Genomic DNA, 17,652 nt, shown 5'->3' on the forward strand with positions numbered 1-17,652 from the left:
GTCAGCGCCGGATCGCGGCGAGCAGGCCGGCGCGGGCGCCGGCCAGCGACGGGCCGTACCACGTCAGCGCCCGCCCGGACACCAGCACCGACCGGACCTGCGGGAACGCCTCGGGGCCGTCGCCGGCGGTGAACGGGTACGGCTCGTCGGGCAGCAGGACGACGTCGGGCCGCGCGGCGAGGACGTCGTCGACCGACACGTGCGGGTAGCGGTCCTCCCCCTCCCCGAAGACGTTGACCAGGCCGAGGCGGGCCAGCACGTCGCCGGTGAAGGTGCGCGGGCCGACCACCATCCACGGGTCCCGCCAGACCGGGACGGCGCAGCGCAGCGGCGGCTCCGGCGCCGGCTCCGCCCACGCGCGCGCCGCGTCCGTCAGCCACGGCGGCTCGGGGACCTCCAGCGCCTCGGCGAACAGCCGCCGCATCGAGGTCAGCGCCTCGTCCACCGACTCGATCACGGTCACCCACACCGTGATGCCCGCCGCCCGCAGCCGGTCGACGTCCAGGCGCCGGTTCTCCTCCCGGTTGCAGACGACGAGGTCGGGCGCCAGCGCCGCGATCGCCGCCCGGTCGGGGTTCTTCGTGCCCCGCACCCGCGCGACGTCGAGGCCGGCCGGGTGGGTGCACCAGTCGGTGGCGCCCACCAGCCGGTCGGGGACGGTGACCGCCAGCGCCTCGGTCAGCGAGGGCACCAGTGACACGACCCGGCGCGCCGGCCCCACCAGCGGGACCGGCGCACCGAGGTCGTCCTCACACACTGCGCCGGTACTGGCCGCCCACCTCGAAGAACGCATCGGAGATCTGGCCGAGAGAGCACACCCGGACGGCGTCCATCAGCGCGTCGAAGACGTTGCCGCCCGACGTCGCCGCCTCCTGCAGCCGGGCGAGCGCGGCCGGCGCCTCCTCGGCGTGCCGGGCGTGGAAGTCGGCCAGCCGGTCCAGCTGCGACCGCTTCTCCGCCTCGGTGGCCCGGGCCAGCTCCAGCTCCTCCGGCGGGGCCTCGTCCCGGTGCGGGTCGAGGAAGGTGTTGACGCCGACGATCGGCAGCGAGCCGTCGTGCTTGCGGTGCTCGTAGAGCATCGACTCGTCCTGGATCCTGCCGCGCTGGTAGCCGGTCTCCATCGCGCCCAGCACGCCGCCGCGCTCGGCGATCCGGTCGAACTCGGCCAGCACCGCCTCCTCGACGAGGTCGGTGAGCTCCTCGACGATCGCCGACCCCTGCAGCGGGTTCTCGTTGCCGGCCAGTCCCCACTCCTTGTCGATGATCATCTGGATGGCCAGCGCCCGGCGGACCGAGTGCTCCGACGGCGTCGTGACCGCCTCGTCGTAGGCGTTGGTGTGCAGCGAGTTGGCGTTGTCGTAGATCGCGCACAGCGCCTGCAGGGTCGTGCGGATGTCGTTGAAGTCCATCTCCTGCGCGTGCAGCGACCGGCCCGACGTCTGCACGTGGTACTTGAGCTGCTGGGACCGCGCGCCGGCGCCGTAGCGGTCCCGCATCGCGACCGCCCAGATCCGCCGCGCCACCCGGCCGATCACCGTGTACTCGGCGTCCATCCCGTTGGAGAAGAAGAAGCTCAGGTTGGGCGCGAAGTCGTCGATCGCCATGCCGCGGGCGAGGTAGGCCTCGACGTAGGTGAAGCCGTTGGCGAGGGTGAAGGCGAGCTGGCTGATGGGGTTCGCCCCGGCCTCGGCGATGTGGTAGCCGGAGATCGAGACCGAGTAGAAGTTGCGCACCCGGTGCCGGATGAACCACTCCTGGATGTCGGCCATGCAGCGCAGCGCGAACTCGGTCGAGAAGATGCAGGTGTTCTGGCCCTGGTCCTCCTTGAGGATGTCGGCCTGCACCGTGCCGCGGACGTTCGCCAGCACCCAGGCGCGGATCTCCTCGGTCTCGGCGGCGTCGGGCTCGCGGCCCTCCTCCTCGCGGAACCGGTCCAGCCGCTGCTCGATCGCGGTGTTCATGAACATCGCGAGGATCGCCGGCGCGGGACCGTTGATCGTCATCGACACCGACGTCGTGGGCGCGCACAGGTCGAACCCGTCGTAGAGCACGCGCATGTCGTCGAGCGTGGCGATCGAGACGCCGGAGGTGCCGACCTTGCCGTAGACGTCGGGCCGCGGCTGCGGGTCGCGGCCGTAGAGGGTCACCGAGTCGAACGCCGTGGACAGCCGGGTGGCCTCGTTGCCGGCCGACAGCACCCGGAACCGCCGGTTGGTGCGGAACGCATCGCCCTCGCCGGCGAACATCCGCGCCGGGGCCTCCCCGGAGCGCTTGAACGGGAAGACGCCGGCCGTGTACGGGAAGGAGCCGGGCAGGTTCTCCCGCCGCAGGAAGCGCAGCAGCCCGGCGGCGTCGGAGGTCCGGGGCAGCGCCACCCGCGGCACCCTCGTCCCGGACAGCGTCTCCCTGGTCAGCGGCGTGCGGACCTCCCTGCCGCGCACCGTGTAGACGAACTCGTCGCCGGAGTACTGCTCCACCCGCGCCGGCCACTCCTCCAGCAGCGTGCGCACCTCGGGCAGCAGCTCCCGGTCGGCGGCCTCCGCGGCCTCGCGCGCGGCCTGCGCCGCGGCGCCGACCAGCACCTCGGCCGCGGTGGTCAGGTGCTCGCGCCGCCGGACGACCGCGGCCTGCTCCCCGGTCACCCGGTGGTGCGCCCGCACCGCCTCGGCCACCTCGGCCAGGTACCGCGACCGCGACGACGGCACCACGCTGGCCAGCCCCGTCGAGGCGCGCACGTCCACCCGCGGCAGCACGCCGGCGCCCGCGGGCAGGCCCTTCTCCACCAGCAGGCCGAGCAGGTGCTGGTAGAGCGCGGTGACGCCGTCGTCGTCGAAGCGGGCGGCGCTGGTGCCGAACACCGGCATCTGCTCCCACGGGACGCCGAACGCCTCGCGGTTGCGCACCATCTGCCGGGCGACGTCGCGGCGGGCGTCCTCGGCGCCGCGGCGCTCGAACTTGTTGATCGCGACGACGTCGGCGAGGTCGAGCATGTCGATCTTCTCGAGCTGCGACGCGGCTCCGAACTCCGGCGTCATGACGTAGAGCGCGACGTCGCTGAACGGCACGATCGCCGCGTCGCCCTGCCCGATGCCCGGCGTCTCCACGATCACCAGGTCGAACCCGGCGGCCTTCACCGCCGCGAGGACGTCGTCGAGGTGCTCGGGCACCTGCGCACCGGCGGCGCGGGTGGCCATCGAGCGGAAGAAGGTGTGCGACCCGTCGCCGGACTCCAGGGCGTTCATCCGGATCCGGTCGCCGAGCAGCGCGCCGCCGCCGCGGCGGCGGGTCGGGTCGACCGCGACGACGGCGACCCGCAGCTTGTCCTCCTGGTCGCGGCGCAGCCGGCGCAGCAGCTCGTCGGTGAGCGAGGACTTGCCCGACCCACCGGTGCCGGTGATGCCCAGCACCGGCACGGTGCGGGCCGCGGCGGCCTCGCGCACGCGGGCGGCGAGCGCCTCGTCGGCGCCGGCCTCCAGCACGCTGATCGCCCGCGCCAGCGCCCGCGGGTCGCCGGTCAGCAGCGCGTCGACGTCGGGGCCCTCGGCGGTGAGGTCGACGTCGCAGGCGCGGACCAGCTCGTTGACCATCCCGGGCAGGCCCAGGCGGGCGCCGTCCTCCGGGCTGAACACCCGCACCCCGCGCTCGGCGAGCAGCGCGATCTCGTGCGGCACGATCACGCCCCCGCCGCCGCCGAACACCTGCACGTGTCCCGCCCCGGCGGCGGCCAGCCGCTCCTTGAGGTAGCTGAAGTACTCGACGTGCCCGCCCTGGTAGCTGGAGATCGCGACGCCCTGCACGTCCTCCTCGACGGCGGCGCGCACCACCTCGTCGACGCCGCGGTCGTGGCCGAGGTGCACCACCTCCGCGCCCTGGCTCTGCAGCAGCCGCCGCATCACGTTGATCGCCGCGTCGTGCCCGTCGAACAGGCTGGCCGCGGTGACGAAGCGGACGGGGTGGACGGGCACGTGCAGCTCCGCAGACGCCATGGCCGTACGGTAGGCCCGATTTAGTAGGACGTCCAACCATCTCGGCGTGTCCGCACGGGGCGTCGCGGACCGGCCCGGCGGCGGTGGCCCGGTGGGAGGCTGAGCGGCACGCGCGGGAACCCCTCGTCAGGTCCCGGCCGTCGTGTCAGGGTGCCCGCCGTCCCCGAACCGAACGGAGCAGCACCCCCATGGCCTTCCGCAACCTGATGGCGAAGCTCGGCGCCGGCAACGCGAGCGTCGACGCCGTCCTCGACCGCCCGGCGACCACCCCCGGCGGCACCGTGACCGGCACGGTGCACCTCACCGGCGGGCAGGTCGCCCAGGAGATCAACGAGATCCGGGTGTCGCTGCAGGCCACCGTGGAGGTGGAGAGCGGCGACAACGAGTGGCGGGAGAACGTCACCTTCGGCACCGCGCCGATCGCCGGCGCCGGCCGGATCGAGGCGGGCGCGAAGGCGGCGATCCCGTTCAGCTTCCCGGTGCCCTGGCAGTGCCCCTTCACGACGCTCGACGGCTGGACGCTGCGCGGCGTGAAGATCGGCCTGCGCACCAAGGTCGACATCCCCGGCGCCGTCGACCCCGGCGACCTCGACGCGGTCGCCGTCGAGCCGCTGCCCGTGCAGCGCACCGTCGTCCAGGCGCTCACCGGCCTCGGCTTCCGCTTCCGCGGCGCCGACGTCGAGAAGGGCCGGCTGGCCGGCAGCGACCTGCCCTTCTACCAGGAGGTCGAGTTCGCGCCGCCGTCGTCGCTGCGCGGGCGCGTCAACGAGCTCGAGGTGACCTTCCTCGCCGGCCCGCACGGCGTCGAGGTCGTGCTCGAGGTGGACCGGCGCGGCGGGCTGCTCACCGAGGGCCGCGACGTCGGCGGCCGGCTGCGGTTCGGCCACTCCGACACCGACGTCTCCGCGGTGGCCGCCCAGCTCGACGCCGCCGTCCGGCAGCTCGGCGCCCGGCGCGGCTGGCTCTGAGCACCCCGGACCGGGCCCTGACACGGGACGGGGCGGCCGCGCGCCTGCGGGACCTCCCGCGGCGCGCGGCCGGCCGCCCCGACCTGCGCCAGGCCGCCGTCGCCGTCTGCGTCACCTGCACCGGCGACGTCCCCGCCCTGCTGGTCACCCGCCGCGCGGCCGGGCTGCGGGCGCACGCCGGGCAGTGGGCGCTGCCCGGCGGCCGGCTGGACCCGGGTGAGACCCCGGTGCGGGCCGCGCTGCGCGAGCTGGAGGAGGAGGTCGGGCTGGTCCGCGGGGAGGACGACGTCCTCGGCCTGCTCGACGACTACGTGACCCGCTCCGGCTACGTCATGACGCCGGTGGTCGTGTGGGCCGGCGACGCCGGGGAGCTGCGCCCGGCCGAGGCCGAGGTGGCCGCGGCATACCAGGTGCCGCTGGCCGACCTCGACGTCGAGCCGGTGCTGCTGTCGATCCCCGAGTCCGACGCGCCGGTCATCCGGCTGCCGCTGCTCGGCGGCTGGGTGCACGCCCCGACCGCCGCGGTCGTGTACCAGTTCTGCCAGGTGGTGTGCCGCGGGCTGCACACCCGCGTCGCGCACCTCGAGCAGCCGGTCTTCGCCTGGCGCTAGCCGTGCACGGGCCCGGCGTCAGCGGCGGTGCCAGCGGGCGGCGCCGTAGGAGGCGAGCCCCAGCACGACCCCCGACAGGACGGCGCTGCGCCGGGCCACGTCGCCCTCGGCGCGGGAGGTCCACACCGCGGCGGCGTCCAGCGCGGTGAGCAGCAGCGTCACCTCGGTGGTGCGCCGCGCCTGCGGCGCCGGGGTGACCAGCAGCGCGGCGCCCATCGCGATGTTGCGGGCCGCGCCCAGGCGCACCAGCAGCGGCAGCGCGACGTCGCCCTGCGCGGCGTCGGTCCGCACCCCGAGCGTCCGGGCGGTCCACCGGGGCGCGAACAGCGCCACCGTCCCGATCCACACCGACAGCGACCCGACGGCCCTGCGGGTGACGTCCCAGTCGTGGCTGCTCACGAGCGGCCCTTGCCCGCGAAGGACCTGCTCGAACCGGCGGTGAGCACGAGCACGACGGCGAGGAACGGCAGCGTCGCCCAGCTGGCCACCACGTCGCTGACCGTCGCCACGGTGAACGCCGCCGCCGGCGGGGCGTCCAGCGGGCCGACCACGCGCTCGAGGCCGAGCGCGGCCACCGACGCGGGCACGGTCAGCAGCGCCGACACCGCGCCGCCGAGCACCACCCCGGCGAGCACCGCGGCCGGCAAGGTGCGCACCGCCCGCAGCGCGGTCGCCGTCCCCCGCCCGAGCGCGCCGCCGGGCCGCAGCCGGCCGTCACCGGGCAGGCCGGTGAGCGCGCCGGTCAGCCACAGCTGGGCGAGCAGGCCGGTGGTGAAGCCGACGACGTCGACCAGCAGCGCGTGCCCGACGCTCGGGTCCCGGTACACGAGCAGCTGGCGCAGCACGTCGGGGACGGTGTTGACCAGCGTGACCGCGAGCGAGAGGGCGTAGACCCGCCCGGCGTGCCGGCGCAGCAGCGCCAGGGCCTCCCGGACGACCGCGGCGGCGCTCACGCCCGCCGTCGTCATGCCCTCGTCGCGACGGCCTGGACCCAGCGGTCGCCGGCCGCCCGCCGCAGCCGCCCCGGCGGCACCTCCAGCCCGTGCGCGCGGAGCTCCGCCAGCAGCTGCTCGGTGGAGAACCGGTCGGCCGGGTGGCGGGAGACCGCGCGCAGCCACGGCGCGTCGACGAACCGCGCGGTCATCTCGGTCAGCGCCAGCTGCCCGCCCGGGCGCAGCACCCGCGCGACCTCCGCGACGGCGGCCCGCCAGTCGGCGATGTGGTGCAGGGCGTGGAAGTCGACGACGAGGTCGGTGCTCGCGTCGTCGACCGGCAGCGCGGTGGCGTCCCCGACGCGGAAGGTGACCCGGTCGGCGAGGTCGGCGCAGGCGATCCGGGCGCGCCCGACGGTGGCCGGGTACAGGTCGAACGCGGTCACCTGCGTGGCGCCGAGCCGCTCGACGGCGACCCGCGCGCCCAGGCCGCGGCGGCCGGTGCCGATCTCGACGACGCGCTCGCCGCGGGCGCCCAGGCGGCGCAGGATGCGCCCCTCGACCCGCAGGCCGATCTCGTAGCGGAGGCGGGAGTCGACCCACAGGCGGTTGGCGTCGACGTAGGTGGGAGGCACGGTGCGGCTCCCGTGCGGGGCGGTCATGCCGGGCGGCTACCCACTCCGCGGGCGAGCGCACCGTAGACGTCACGGGCGTGGTCGAAGACGAGGAAGTGCCCCTCGCCGGCGTGCCAGTGCGCGGTGACCGACGGCAGCATCCCGGCCAGCACCCGGCCCAGCGCGACCGGCACCTGCCAGTCCTGGGTGCCGTGCCAGAGGTGGACGTGCTGGCGGACCTCCCCCACCGGGAAGCCCCAGGGCCGGAACAGCAGCGCCCGGTCCTCGGCCAGCACCCCGGCGCCCTGGCGCAGCCCCTCGGTGAACGTGCGCGCCAGCACCCGCCGCACCGCGGGCCGGCCGATCACCCGCCGGTCGGCCGGGTTGAGCCGCAGCTGCAGGTAGCGGGGCAGCAGCTGCGGGCGGACGGTCAGCGGCGCGAACACCGGCCGCAGCAGCGCCGCCGTCGCCGGGGACGGGCGGTGCGCGGCCGCGCGGACCGACGTCGGCAGCCAGCCCGGCCACGGCCACGGGACGTCCGGCGGCGGGGCGCCGCCGAGGATCCCGACGGCGTCCACCCGGTCGGGCAGGGCGTGCGCGCAGGCCAGCGCGTACGCGGCGCCGCCGGACAGCGAGAGGGCGGCGAACCGGTCGATGCCGAGGGCGTCGAGCAGCTGGACGACGTCGCCCGGCCAGTCGGTCACCCGCCGGCCCGGCTGCGGGTCGGAGGCGCCGAAGCCGGGCCGGTCGGGGACGACGAACCGCACGCCCCACCGGCGGTAGGCGGCGGGGTCCTCGACGTGCCGCTCGAGACGGGAGCTGGGCGAGCCGTGGCAGCCGAGCACCGGCCGGCCGTCGGGGTCGCCCCACTCGGCGTAGGCCATCGTGCGGCCGTCGCGCAGCTGCAGCCGGCCCTCGCGGGGTCCGTCGGTGAGGTCGGTGCTCCCGGGGTGCATGCCCGGGGGCTACCCGGCCGGCGGGCGGGTCAGGCGCGGCGGCCGAGCAGCGCCAGGACCCGCGCCTGCCGGTCGGCGCCCTCCGGTGCGTCCACCCGCCGGCAGATGCCGTCCGTGTAGAGGGCGTCGCCCCAGCCGCGGGCGCCGGACTCGACCCGGTCGAGCTCGGCGGCGGTCAGCGTCGCGTCCTGGCCGGTGGCCCGGGCGAGGTCCCAGCGGTGGACGACCATGTCCCACACGTAGAACTGCGCCAGGGTCTCCCCCACCGTCGTCGGGCCGAAGAAGCCGTCGTACCCGGCGTCGGCGACGGCCGGGTCGGCCACGACGGCGAGCACCCGGGCGGCGTGCTCGCGCAGCGCCGCGGCGGGGTCGGCGGCGACGTCGGGCGCGGGACCGAGGTCGACCCCGCGGCCGGTGAGGAACTCGCGCTGGGTGTCGACGAGGTGCGCCACCAGGTCGCGGGCGGTCCAGTCCTCGCACGGCGTGGCGGCGTCCCACCCGGCGGCGGGCACGGCGTCGGCGACGGCGAGCAGCGGCTCGAGGACGGCGGCGTAGTCGGCGGCGATCGGGGTGGTGGTCGTCGTGTCCATGGCCCGAGCCTGGCCGCGTGCGGCAGCCTGCGTCTTGATGGAACCCGACAGCGCCGCCGTCCACCCTCGCGACGCCGTCGAGCGGGCGCACCTGCGCGACCCGCGCGACGCCTCGCACGTCATGTACCGCTACGAGGTCACCGGTCCCCTGGCGGCGCTGGTGCAGCGGTTCTGGATCCCGGTGTGGTCGGTGCCGCCCGGCGAGGAGGCGGTGCAGCGGGTGCTGCAGTACCCGGTCTGCCTGCTCGTCGTCGCGCCCGGCTACGCCCGCTTCTACGGCGTCGTGTCGGGGCTGTCGACGACGACGCTCACCGGTGACGGCTGGGCGGTCGGCGTCATGCTCACCCCGGCCGCCGGCGCGCTGGTGGCCGGCGGGCCGGTGGCGGCCTACACCGACCGGCACGTCGACGTCGGCGAGGTGCTCGGCGACGACGGCGCCCGGCTGGCCGCGCGGGTGCGCGCGGCGATGGCGGCCGACCCGCACTCCCCCGCGGCGCACGCGGAGGCGCGGGCCGCCTACGACGACGCGCTGCGCCGGTTCCTGCCGGTCGACGAGGAGGGCGCGCTGGTCGACCGGCTGGTGGCGCTGGTCGAGTCGCGGCCGGACCTCACCCGCGTCGACCAGCTGTGTGCCGAGACGGGGCTGTCCGAGCGGGCGCTGCAACGGCTGGTGTCCCGCCGGCTGGGGCTGACGCCCAAGTGGCTGGTGCAGCGGCGGCGGCTGCAGGAGGCCGCCGGCCGGCTGCGCGACCGGACGGCGACGCTCGCCGGGGTCGCCGCCGACCTGGGCTACGCCGACCAGCCACACCTGACCCGCGACTTCGCCCGGGTCACCGGGATGACGCCGGGCGAGTTCGCCGCGCGGTACGCGACCTGATCAGCCGGAGACGACCTGCCGCTCCGGCTCGATCCAGACGGTGACCCGCTCGGTCGTGATGTTCTCCGGCGGGTAGGGCCGGCCGTCGTACTTCTGCGACAGCTCGTCGATGTGCGCCCGCGCCTCCGGACCGGTCGTCGTCTCGGCCACCCGCCCGCGCACCTCGGCGAAGCGGTAGGGGTCCGACTCGTCGCGGATGGCCAGCGTCACCCGGGCGTCGCGCTGCAGGTTCTCGAACTTGCGCCGTCCGGTCTCGGTGTTGACGAACAGCCGCTCCCCGTCGGTGCCGACCCAGATGTACTGCGTCTGGATGCGCCCGCTCGGCAGCAGCGTGCTGATCGCCGCGTAGTTGGGGCCCTCCGCGAGCTCACGGGTGACCGGGTGGAGCGAGGGGCCGTCCTGGGTGTCTGCCACCGCGGGTGCCTACCCCCTCCGGTTCCGGTGCACGCCGTCCGTGTTGCGGGCCCCGACCCGGCAGCCCACCGTGGGTCGACCGCCCCTCCCCAGCCCAGGAGCTGCCATGGCCTCCCTGTCGAAGGACCCGGGTGCCGCCCCGGCCGACGGCGACCGCCCGACCCCTCGACAGCGACGCGACCGCACGCACTGGCTCTACATCGCGGTGATCGCGGCGGTGGTCCTCGGGATCGTCGTCGGGCTGGTCCTCCCCGGCTTCGCCACCTCGCTGGAGTGGCTGGGGACGGCGTTCGTCGGGCTGATCAAGATGCTCATCGCGCCGGTCATCTTCTGCACGATCGTGCTGGGCATCGGCGCGATCCGGAAGGCCGCCGCGGTGGGCCGGATCGGCGGCCTGGCGCTGGGCTACTTCCTGCTGATGTCCACGGTCGCGCTGGCGATCGGGCTCGTCGTCGGCAACCTGCTGCACCCCGGCGACGGGCTCGCGCTGTCCGAGGAGCTGCGCGGCCGCGGCTCGGAGCTCGCCGAGACCGCCGAGGAGAGCGGCGGCACCGTCGACTTCCTGCTCGGCCTGATCCCGACGACGCTGCTCTCCTCGCTCACCGACGGGTCGGTGCTGCAGGCGCTGCTGGTCGCGCTGCTCGTCGGGTTCGCCATCCAGGCGATGGGCGCGTCCGGGGAGCCGCTGCTGCGCGGCATCGGGCACCTGCAGAAGCTGGTCTTCCGGATCCTGGCGATGGTCATGTGGCTGGCCCCGGTCGGCGCGTTCGGCGCGATCGCGGCGGTGGTCGGCGAGACCGGCGTCGACGCGCTCAAGAGCCTCGCCGTGATCATGCTGGGCTTCTACGCCACCTGCGCGGTGTTCGTCTTCGTCGTCCTCGGGCTGCTCCTGCGGCTGGTGGCGAGGCTCAACGTGTTCCGGCTGCTGAGGTACCTGGGCCGGGAGTTCCTGCTCATCCTGTCGACGTCGTCGTCGGAGACGGCGCTGCCGCGGCTGATCGCGAAGATGGAGCACGCCGGGGTCAGCCAGCCGGTGGCCGGCATCGTCGTGCCGACCGGCTACTCGTTCAACCTCGACGGCACCGCCATCTACCTGACGATGGCCTCGCTGTTCATCGCCGAGGCGCTCGGCGACCCGCTGTCGATCGGCGAGCAGATCGGCCTGCTGCTGTTCATGATCATCGCGTCGAAGGGCGCCGCCGGGGTCACCGGGGCCGGGCTGGCCACCCTCGCCGGCGGCCTGTCGGCGCACCGGCCCGAGCTGCTCGACGGCGTGGGGCTGATCGTCGGCATCGACCGGTTCATGTCCGAGGCCCGCGCGCTGACCAACTTCGCCGGCAACGCGGTCGCCACCGTGCTGGTGGCCACCTGGACCCGGCAGCTGGACCGCGAGCGGCTCGAGGCGGCGCTGTCGGGTGCCGCGCCCTTCGACGAGGCCCGCATGCTCGACGACCACGGCGGGTCCGCGCTGCCCGACGACGCCACCAGCGCCGGCCCCGGCGACCGGGACGCCGACGCCGGGCTGCGCCGGCTGGCCGAGAGCTCGAAGCGGTAGCCGCGGCGGCCTGGCCGGGCGACGCCGCGGCGCTGGCCGCCGAGCAGGACCGGCTCGCCGCGCTGCGCCCGCCGCCGTGGTCCCCGCCCGCCGGGCCGGACGTGCGGCCGCTCGCCGGCGCGGTGGCCGCGGTCGAGGACGCCGGAGGGCTGGTCGCGGCCGCGGTGCTGGGGAACGCGGCCGCCGTCGTGCGGGGACCGGCGGCGGGCCCCTACGCACCGGCGCTGCTGGCGCTGCGCGAGGCGCCCCTGCTGGCCGCCGCGCTGGCCGCGCTGGCCGCCCGGCCGGACGTCCTGCTGGTCGCGGCGGCCGGACGGGACCACCCGCGGCGGGCCGGGCTCGCGCTGCACCTCGGCGCCGTGCTGGACCTGCCGAGCGTCGGCGTCACCGACCGGCCGCTGGCCGCCCGCGGCGACCCGCCCGGGCCGGCGCGCGGGGACACCGCTCCCCTGCTGCTCGGCGGCGAGGAGGTGGCGCGGGCGGTGCGCGTGGTGCCCGGCGCGCGCCCGGTGGTGGCCTCGGCCGGCTGGCGCACCGCCTCGGCGACCGCGGCCGACGTCGTCCTGGCGACGACGGCCGGCGTCCGCACGCCCGAGCCGCTGCGCGCGGCCCGCCGGGTGGCCCGGCTCAGCCGCGGTCGGCCGGGGTGAGGCCCTCGACGACCGCGGCCATGTCCACCGCGCCCGGGTCGCCGAGCCGGCCGGCGGCGGCCTCCATCGTCTCGAGCACCGCGGCGGTGAGCCGGTCGGAGACCCCGCCGGCCCGCAGCGCCGCGCGGATGAGCCGGGCGTCCTTGGCCGCGCCGGTCAGGCCGAAGCTCGGCGGGTAGTCGCCGGCCATCATCAGCGCGCCCTTGACGTGGGCGTAGGCGGAGTCGACCGGCCCGCCCTCGATGGCGTCGAGGAACCGCTGCGGGTCCTGGCCGAGGGCGCGGGTCAGCGCGACCGCCTGCGCGGTGCCGGCGGTGAGCATGAACAGCCACGAGTTGCACGCCAGCTTGAGCCGGCTGCCCGCGCCCGCCTCCCCCAGCCACACCGTCTTCGAGCCCAGCGCGTCGAACACCGGCGCCAGCCGCTCGCGCGCCTCCTCCGGGCCGCTGGCCAGCAGGGTCAGCGCGCCCTTCGCGGCCGGCTCCTTCGTGCCGAGCACCGGGCAGTCGACGAGCACGAGGTCGAGTTCCCGGGCCGCCTCGACGGTGCGGTCGGCGCCCTCGACACCGACCGTGGAGCACTGCAGCCACGTGGTCCCGGCGGCGGGGGCGGCCCGCCGGACGACGTCGAGCACCGCGTCGGCGTCCAGCAGCATCGTCAGGACGACGTCGGCGCCGTCGGCCGCCTCCGCCGGGGAGCCGAACGCCTCCGCGCCGGTGCCGGTGAGCGCCTGCGCCTTGGCGGGGTCCCGGTTCCAGGTGCGGACGGGCAGCCCGGCCCGCCGCAGCGAGGTGACCATCCCCGCGCCCATCGTCCCGGTGCCGAGCACCGCCACCGTCGGTCGCGCCATGCAGCCGATCCTGCGGCCGGCGGCCCGGCCCCGCAGCCCCGGCCCCGCAGCCCCGGCCCCGTGTGCACGCAGCGCGCCCGGACCCGCCCCCCGCCCGCGCTGCGTGCACACGACGCGGACCTCCTCCGCCCGGTCGACGTCGGTGACCGGGATCGGCACCCGCTCCACGTCCGTCGTGCGGTCCTCCTCGCCGGGCGTGGCCGTGCCCTACCCGTGCCAGGCGTGGCCGTGGCTGTGCACGCCGTCGGGACCGTGCCGCTCGTCGGGCACCGGGCCGCCGTCGTCCGCGGCCCGGCCGGCCCCGTCGTCGTCGCGGCCGCGGTTGCGCCGGAGGTCGACCACGCCGAGCGCGAGCGCGGCGGCGGCGCCGAGGACGGACACGGCCAGCCCGGCCGCGGCCGCCGTCGGGTAGTCCCCGGACGCCGACAGCACGAGGTAGAACAGGCCCGGCAGCGCCGCGGTGCCGACGGCCGCGCCGAAGCGCTGCGCCGTCTGCAGACCCCCGCCGGCCGACCCGGCCATGGACACCGGGACGTCGCGCAGGGTCATCGTGATGTTGGGCGAGATGACGAACCCGCCGCCGATGCCGCCGACCAGCAGCGCCGGCGCGATCGCCCACCCGGCCGCCGACGGCGGGACCAGCAGCAGGACCACCGCGGCCGCCGCGAGGCCGACCATGACGCCCGACAGCCCGAACACCGTCAGCCTCCGGCCGTGCCGCTCCACCAGCCGCCCGGCCACGACCGCCGCCGACGCCGACCCGAGCGCGAACGGCGTCACCGCCAGCCCCGACTGCAGCGGCGTGTAGTCCAGCCCGGTCTGGAAGAAGAGCGCGAACACCAGCCAGATGCCGCTGAACCCGACGAAGTAGACGGTGCCCAGCGCCGCGCCGATGCCGTAGCCGCGGGTCCGGGTGACCAGACGGGGGTCGAACACCGGCTGCCCGTCGCGGGCCACCACCCGCCGCTCCCACGCGACGAAGACCGCGAGCAGCGCCGCCCCGACGAGGAACAGCCACCACAGCCGCGCGAGCCCGCCGGACTCGGCTTGCACCAGCGGGAACAGCACGGCGAGCGCCCCGGCGCCGAGCAGCAGCACCCCGACGACGTCGATCCGCCCGCGCCCGCCGCCGCCGCCGCGGGGCAGCAGCCGCAGGGCGAGCGCGAACGCGACGACGCCGATCGGCACGTTGACGTAGAACAGCCAGCGCCAGCCGCCGGGCCCGTCGGCCAGGCCGAGGATCGCGCCGCCGACGACCGGGCCGACGGCGGTCGAGATCCCGACCGTGGCGCCGAACAGGCCGAAGGCCCGCCCGCGCTCGGCGCCGCGGAACAGCTGCTGGATGAGCGCGGAGTTCTGCGGCGCCAGGCACCCGGCCGCCAGCCCCTGCACCAGCCGGGCGGCGACCAGCCAGCCCACCGACGGCGCCGCCCCGGCCGCGGCGCTGGAGAGCACGAACCCGGCCAGCCCGAGCAGGAACAGCCGCCGGCGGCCGAACGCGTCGCCCAGCCGGCCGGCGGGGACCAGCATCAGCCCGAAGGTCAGCGCGTAGCCGGACACCACCCACTGCACGGTCGCGGGCGTCGCCCCGAGGTCGGACTGCAGCGAGGGCAGCGCCACCGACACGATGCTGACGTCGAGCAGGCTCATGAACCCGACGACGAGGGTCACCGACAGCGCGGTCCACCGCTTCGGGTCCGGGCGGTACCCCTCCTCCCCGGCGGCGGCCTGCGACGGGGCGTCGGTGGATGCGCGTGGCGGCACGGGGAGGCCTCTTCCGGTGGTGCAGCGGGAGGCGCGGCCGCCGTCCGGCCGGCCGCGCCGTGCTGCCCTACCCGGTCGTGCCCCACCGACACCCGGGGGTGCCGGTGGGGCACGGTCAGTCGAGGACGGCGGTGGCGTCCACCTCGACCAGCAGGTCCGGCTCGGCGAGCGCGGCCACGGGGAGCAGGGTGACCGGCCGGGTCAGGTCGCGGCCGAGCCGGGCCGACGCCCGGGCCACGCCCTCGCCCAGCGCCGGCAGCGCCTCCGGGGACCAGCCGACGACGTAGAGGACGAGCTTGGCGACGTCGTCGAAGGTGCCGCCGGCGGCCTCCAGCGCCGTGGCCACGTTGAGGAACGCCTGCTCGGTCTGCGCGGCGAGGTCGCCGGGGCCGACGGGCTCCCCCTCGGCGGTGCGGGCGACCTGGCCGGCCAGGTACACGGTGCGGCTGCCGGTGGCGACCGCCACCTGGCGGTAGACGCCGGGGACGGGCAGGCCGGGCGGGTCGATCAGCCGGACGGTCACGGCTCCTCCTCGGGGGTGGTGGGGGCCAGAACATAAAGCCGCTATGCGACAGTTCCGGGATGCCGCGACGTCCCGACCCCGCCGTCCGCCGGCTGCTGGTCGAGCGGGCGGCGCGGATGCTCGCCGGCCGGGAGCCGGTGACCCTGCGCGTGCTGGTCGAGGGCACCGGCGCCTCGACGATGGCCGTGTACACGCACTTCGGCGGCATGCCGGGGCTGTGGAGGGCGGTGCGGCAGGAGGGCTTCACCCGGCTCGCGGCCCGGCTGGACGCCGTCGCCCGCACCGCCGACCCGGTCCACGACCTCGCCGCGCTCGGCGTCGCCTACGCACGCAACGCGCTGGACGCCCCGGAGCTGTACCGGGCGATGTTCGACGCCCGCGCCGACCTCGCCGACGCACGGGCCGCCGACGCGACCTTCCAGCGCCTGGTGGACGCCGCCGCCCGCGCCCGCGACGACGGCCGGCTGGCCCCGGGCACCGACCCGCTCGCCCTGGCCACGCGGTACTGGGCCGCCGGGCACGGCCTGGTGTCGCTGGTCGTGCAGGGCGTGCTGCCCGCCGGGGTCCTGGAGCCGCAGGCCGTCGAGACCGCCGTCGCCCTGCTCACCGCCGCCGGCGACGACCCCGCCCGCTGCCGGGCCTCGGTGCGGCGCGCCTGGTCCGCTGGCTGACAGCGCAAGAACGGTCGGGCCACACGGCCGCCCGGGTCGCCAGACTCGACGCGTGACCCCGCCCGGCCGCGACCGCCTCCGCGAACTGCTCGACGCCGTGCTCGACGAGGACAACCGCACGCTCTCGGACATGGCCGGCGACGCGTACGCCTCGCCGTTCCACTTCAGCCGGCAGGTGTCCGGCGGCGCCGGGGAGTCACCGGTCGCGCTGCGCCGCCGGGTGGTGCTCGAGCGGGCGGCCTGGCAGCTGCGGCAGGGCGCGAGCGTCACCGACGCCGCGTTCGCCGCGGGCTACGAGTCGGTCGAGGGCTTCAGCCGGGCGTTCGCGCGGGCCTACGGCCGCAGCCCGGGCTCGGCCGACACCGGCAGCGCCGCGCGGGACGGGCACTGGCTGCCCGCGCCCAACGGCATCCACTTCCACCCGCCGGCGTCGCTGTGGGTCGCCGACGAGCCCGCGCGCCGCGGCGGCGACCAGGTGACCGCGCTGCTGGTGCACCACGGCGTCGAGGACACCCGCGCCCTGCTGGAGCTGGCCAAGGGCCTGCCCGAGGAGGAGTACCGGCGGGTGCGGGCGCCGGGCCTGACGGTCCTCGCCTGGGACGGCGCCGAGGAGACGCTCGCGGCCGTCCTCGACGCCCTCGTCTGGTCGCTCGAGGTGTGGGTCGCCTCGATCGAGGGCGGGGAGCACCCCGTCCGCGGCGCCGACGACCCGGCCGCGCTGATCGACCGGCACGACGCCGTCGCGCCGCGCTGGCTCGCCGCCGTCCGCGAGATCGCCCGTCGCGGCGCCTGGGGCGACCGGCTGGTCGACGCGCTGTGCGAGCCGCCGGAGAGCTTCGTCCTCGGCAGCGTCGTCGCGCACGTCCTCACCTTCTCCGCGCACCGCCGGCTGCTCGCCCGGCACTGGCTGCGCGACGCCGGCGTCGCGGTCGACGCCGGCGACCCCATCGAGTGGCTCTCCCGGAGGGACCGATGACCCGCACCGTCTACTACACCGCCACGACCCTCGACGGCTTCATCGCCGGCCCCGGCCACTCGCTGGACTGGCTGCTCACCCGCGAGGCCGACGCCGAGGGGGCGATGGGCTACCAGGCGTTCGAGAAGACCGTCGGCTCGCTGGTCATGGGCGCCTCCACGTACGAGTGGGTGCGCGAGCACGGCGGCCCGGACACCTGGAGCTACGACCAGCCCGCCTGGGTGCTCACCCACCGGCAGCTGACGCCGTACGAGGGCGCGGACGTCCGCTTCACCAGCGCGGACACCCCCGACGACCTGCGCGCGCTGCACGCGGAGATGACCGCGGCGGCCGGCGACCTGGACGTGTGGATCGTCGGCGGCGGCCCGGTGGCCGCGCAGTTCGCCCGGGCGGGACTGCTGGACGAGGTGGTCGTCTCGATCGCGCCGGTCACGCTGGGCGCCGGGATGCCGCTGCTGCCGGCGCACGTCGAGCTGGTCACCCGGGAGGTCGCGCAGAACGGCGAGTTCGTCGTCGTGCGGTACGACGTCGTCCGTCCCGGCTGAGCGCCGCACCCGGGCGGCCGGTCCGAGGGGGCGGATCGGGCCGCCGGGGTACGCCGCTCCGGCCAGGACCGCGATCCCGTGTCGACACCTCGACGCGGCGACAAGCCTCCGTGCCGACAAGCCTCCGTGCCGACAAGCCTCCGTGCCGACAAGCCTCCGTGCCGACAAGC

Annotated in this window: 19 protein-coding genes; 8 read left to right on the top strand and 11 right to left on the bottom strand. The window is 76.5% G+C overall.

Translation table 11 applies throughout. The features are described 5' to 3' along the window. Position 1 precedes the first annotated feature (1 nt). Positions 2-757, bottom strand: coding sequence for a helical backbone metal receptor (locus tag ACFO3M_RS20150; RefSeq protein WP_387993143.1), 756 nt, complete (start codon positions 755-757; stop codon positions 2-4). Further along, on the bottom strand, positions 750-3,986 hold the full coding sequence (gene icmF, locus ACFO3M_RS20155; RefSeq protein ID WP_387993146.1) for a fused isobutyryl-CoA mutase/GTPase IcmF: 3,237 nt from the start codon (positions 3,984-3,986) through the stop codon (positions 750-752). The genes ACFO3M_RS20150 and icmF overlap by 8 nt, the downstream gene beginning before the upstream one ends. 188 nt (positions 3,987-4,174) lie before the next feature. Between icmF and ACFO3M_RS20160 the strand changes: the two genes are divergently transcribed. Next, the gene (locus ACFO3M_RS20160) at positions 4,175-4,954 is read left to right on the top strand and encodes a sporulation protein (RefSeq protein WP_387993149.1); all 780 of its coding nucleotides are present in this window, start codon (positions 4,175-4,177) and stop codon (positions 4,952-4,954) included. 83 nt (positions 4,955-5,037) lie between these two features. Beyond that, positions 5,038-5,565: an NUDIX hydrolase gene (locus tag ACFO3M_RS20165; protein WP_387993205.1), complete on the top strand. Its 528-nt coding sequence runs from the start codon at positions 5,038-5,040 to the stop codon at positions 5,563-5,565. A gap of 18 nt (positions 5,566-5,583) precedes the next feature. On the opposite strand, the gene ACFO3M_RS20170 is transcribed toward ACFO3M_RS20165, so the two are convergent. The 5 genes from ACFO3M_RS20170 to ACFO3M_RS20190 are packed head-to-tail and all read right to left on the bottom strand — an operon-like array spanning position 5,584 to position 8,657. Further along, on the bottom strand, positions 5,584-5,964 hold the full coding sequence (locus tag ACFO3M_RS20170) for a DUF4267 domain-containing protein (RefSeq protein WP_387993152.1): 381 nt from the start codon (positions 5,962-5,964) through the stop codon (positions 5,584-5,586). Further along, positions 5,961-6,518 (bottom strand): hypothetical protein, encoded by a 558-nt coding sequence (locus ACFO3M_RS20175; protein WP_387993155.1) that lies wholly within the window; start codon positions 6,516-6,518, stop codon positions 5,961-5,963. The genes ACFO3M_RS20170 and ACFO3M_RS20175 overlap by 4 nt, the downstream gene beginning before the upstream one ends. Before the next feature lie 11 nt (positions 6,519-6,529). Continuing rightward, on the bottom strand, positions 6,530-7,159 hold the full coding sequence (locus tag ACFO3M_RS20180; protein WP_387993158.1) for a class I SAM-dependent methyltransferase: 630 nt from the start codon (positions 7,157-7,159) through the stop codon (positions 6,530-6,532). Further along, on the bottom strand, positions 7,156-8,067 hold the full coding sequence (locus ACFO3M_RS20185; protein ID WP_387993161.1) for an alpha/beta fold hydrolase: 912 nt from the start codon (positions 8,065-8,067) through the stop codon (positions 7,156-7,158). The genes ACFO3M_RS20180 and ACFO3M_RS20185 overlap by 4 nt, the downstream gene beginning before the upstream one ends. Before the next feature lie 29 nt (positions 8,068-8,096). Further along, a complete protein-coding gene (locus ACFO3M_RS20190) occupies positions 8,097-8,657 on the bottom strand; it encodes a TIGR03086 family metal-binding protein (protein ID WP_387993163.1) in 561 nt (186 codons plus the stop codon). A gap of 37 nt (positions 8,658-8,694) precedes the next feature. Here ACFO3M_RS20190 and ACFO3M_RS20195 point away from each other — a divergent pair, with 37 nt between their 5' ends. Beyond that, on the top strand, positions 8,695-9,534 hold the full coding sequence (locus tag ACFO3M_RS20195) for a helix-turn-helix domain-containing protein (protein ID WP_387993165.1): 840 nt from the start codon (positions 8,695-8,697) through the stop codon (positions 9,532-9,534). Here the strand turns inward: ACFO3M_RS20195 and ACFO3M_RS20200 are convergent, their stop codons facing one another. Beyond that, positions 9,535-9,948, bottom strand: a complete 414-nt coding sequence (locus ACFO3M_RS20200; RefSeq protein WP_387993168.1) for a TIGR03618 family F420-dependent PPOX class oxidoreductase — start codon at positions 9,946-9,948, stop codon at positions 9,535-9,537. It abuts the gene before it with no gap. A 106-nt stretch (positions 9,949-10,054) separates the two neighbouring features. On the opposite strand from ACFO3M_RS20200, the gene ACFO3M_RS20205 reads away from it, so the two are divergent. Beyond that, positions 10,055-11,503, top strand: coding sequence for a cation:dicarboxylate symporter family transporter (locus ACFO3M_RS20205; protein ID WP_387993171.1), 1,449 nt, complete (start codon positions 10,055-10,057; stop codon positions 11,501-11,503). A 101-nt stretch (positions 11,504-11,604) separates the two neighbouring features. After that, entirely contained in the window at positions 11,605-12,153 is a 549-nt protein-coding gene (locus tag ACFO3M_RS20210; protein WP_387993173.1) for an endonuclease V, read from the top strand. On the opposite strand, the gene ACFO3M_RS20215 is transcribed toward ACFO3M_RS20210, so the two are convergent. The 3 genes from ACFO3M_RS20215 to ACFO3M_RS20225 all read right to left on the bottom strand — a co-directional run bounded on the left by ACFO3M_RS20215 (position 12,131) and on the right by ACFO3M_RS20225 (position 15,290). After that, positions 12,131-13,003 carry an NAD(P)-dependent oxidoreductase gene (locus ACFO3M_RS20215; RefSeq protein WP_387993176.1) on the bottom strand — a complete coding sequence of 291 codons (873 nt, stop codon included), beginning with the start codon at positions 13,001-13,003 and terminating at the stop codon, positions 12,131-12,133. The two genes, ACFO3M_RS20210 and ACFO3M_RS20215, sit on opposite strands and share 23 nt — an antisense overlap. Positions 13,004-13,210: 207 nt before the next feature. Then, positions 13,211-14,767 (bottom strand): MFS transporter, encoded by a 1,557-nt coding sequence (locus ACFO3M_RS20220; protein ID WP_387993179.1) that lies wholly within the window; start codon positions 14,765-14,767, stop codon positions 13,211-13,213. A 115-nt stretch (positions 14,768-14,882) separates the two neighbouring features. After that, positions 14,883-15,290, bottom strand: coding sequence for a RidA family protein (locus ACFO3M_RS20225; RefSeq protein ID WP_387993182.1), 408 nt, complete (start codon positions 15,288-15,290; stop codon positions 14,883-14,885). 59 nt (positions 15,291-15,349) lie between these two features. Here ACFO3M_RS20225 and ACFO3M_RS20230 point away from each other — a divergent pair, with 59 nt between their 5' ends. Genes ACFO3M_RS20230 through ACFO3M_RS20240 form a run of 3 tightly spaced genes read left to right on the top strand, consistent with a single transcriptional unit; the run spans position 15,350 to position 17,482 of the window. Beyond that, positions 15,350-15,961, top strand: a complete 612-nt coding sequence (locus ACFO3M_RS20230; protein ID WP_387993185.1) for a TetR/AcrR family transcriptional regulator — start codon at positions 15,350-15,352, stop codon at positions 15,959-15,961. Positions 15,962-16,013: 52 nt separating this feature from the next. Then, positions 16,014-16,937, top strand: a complete 924-nt coding sequence (locus ACFO3M_RS20235; protein WP_387993188.1) for a helix-turn-helix domain-containing protein — start codon at positions 16,014-16,016, stop codon at positions 16,935-16,937. After that, positions 16,934-17,482, top strand: a complete 549-nt coding sequence (locus tag ACFO3M_RS20240) for a dihydrofolate reductase family protein (RefSeq protein WP_387993191.1) — start codon at positions 16,934-16,936, stop codon at positions 17,480-17,482. The genes ACFO3M_RS20235 and ACFO3M_RS20240 overlap by 4 nt, the downstream gene beginning before the upstream one ends. Positions 17,483-17,652 lie beyond the last annotated feature (170 nt).

Source organism: Geodermatophilus arenarius (assembly GCF_042654585.1).
Classification (GTDB): Bacteria; Actinomycetota; Actinomycetes; order Mycobacteriales; family Geodermatophilaceae; genus Geodermatophilus; species Geodermatophilus arenarius.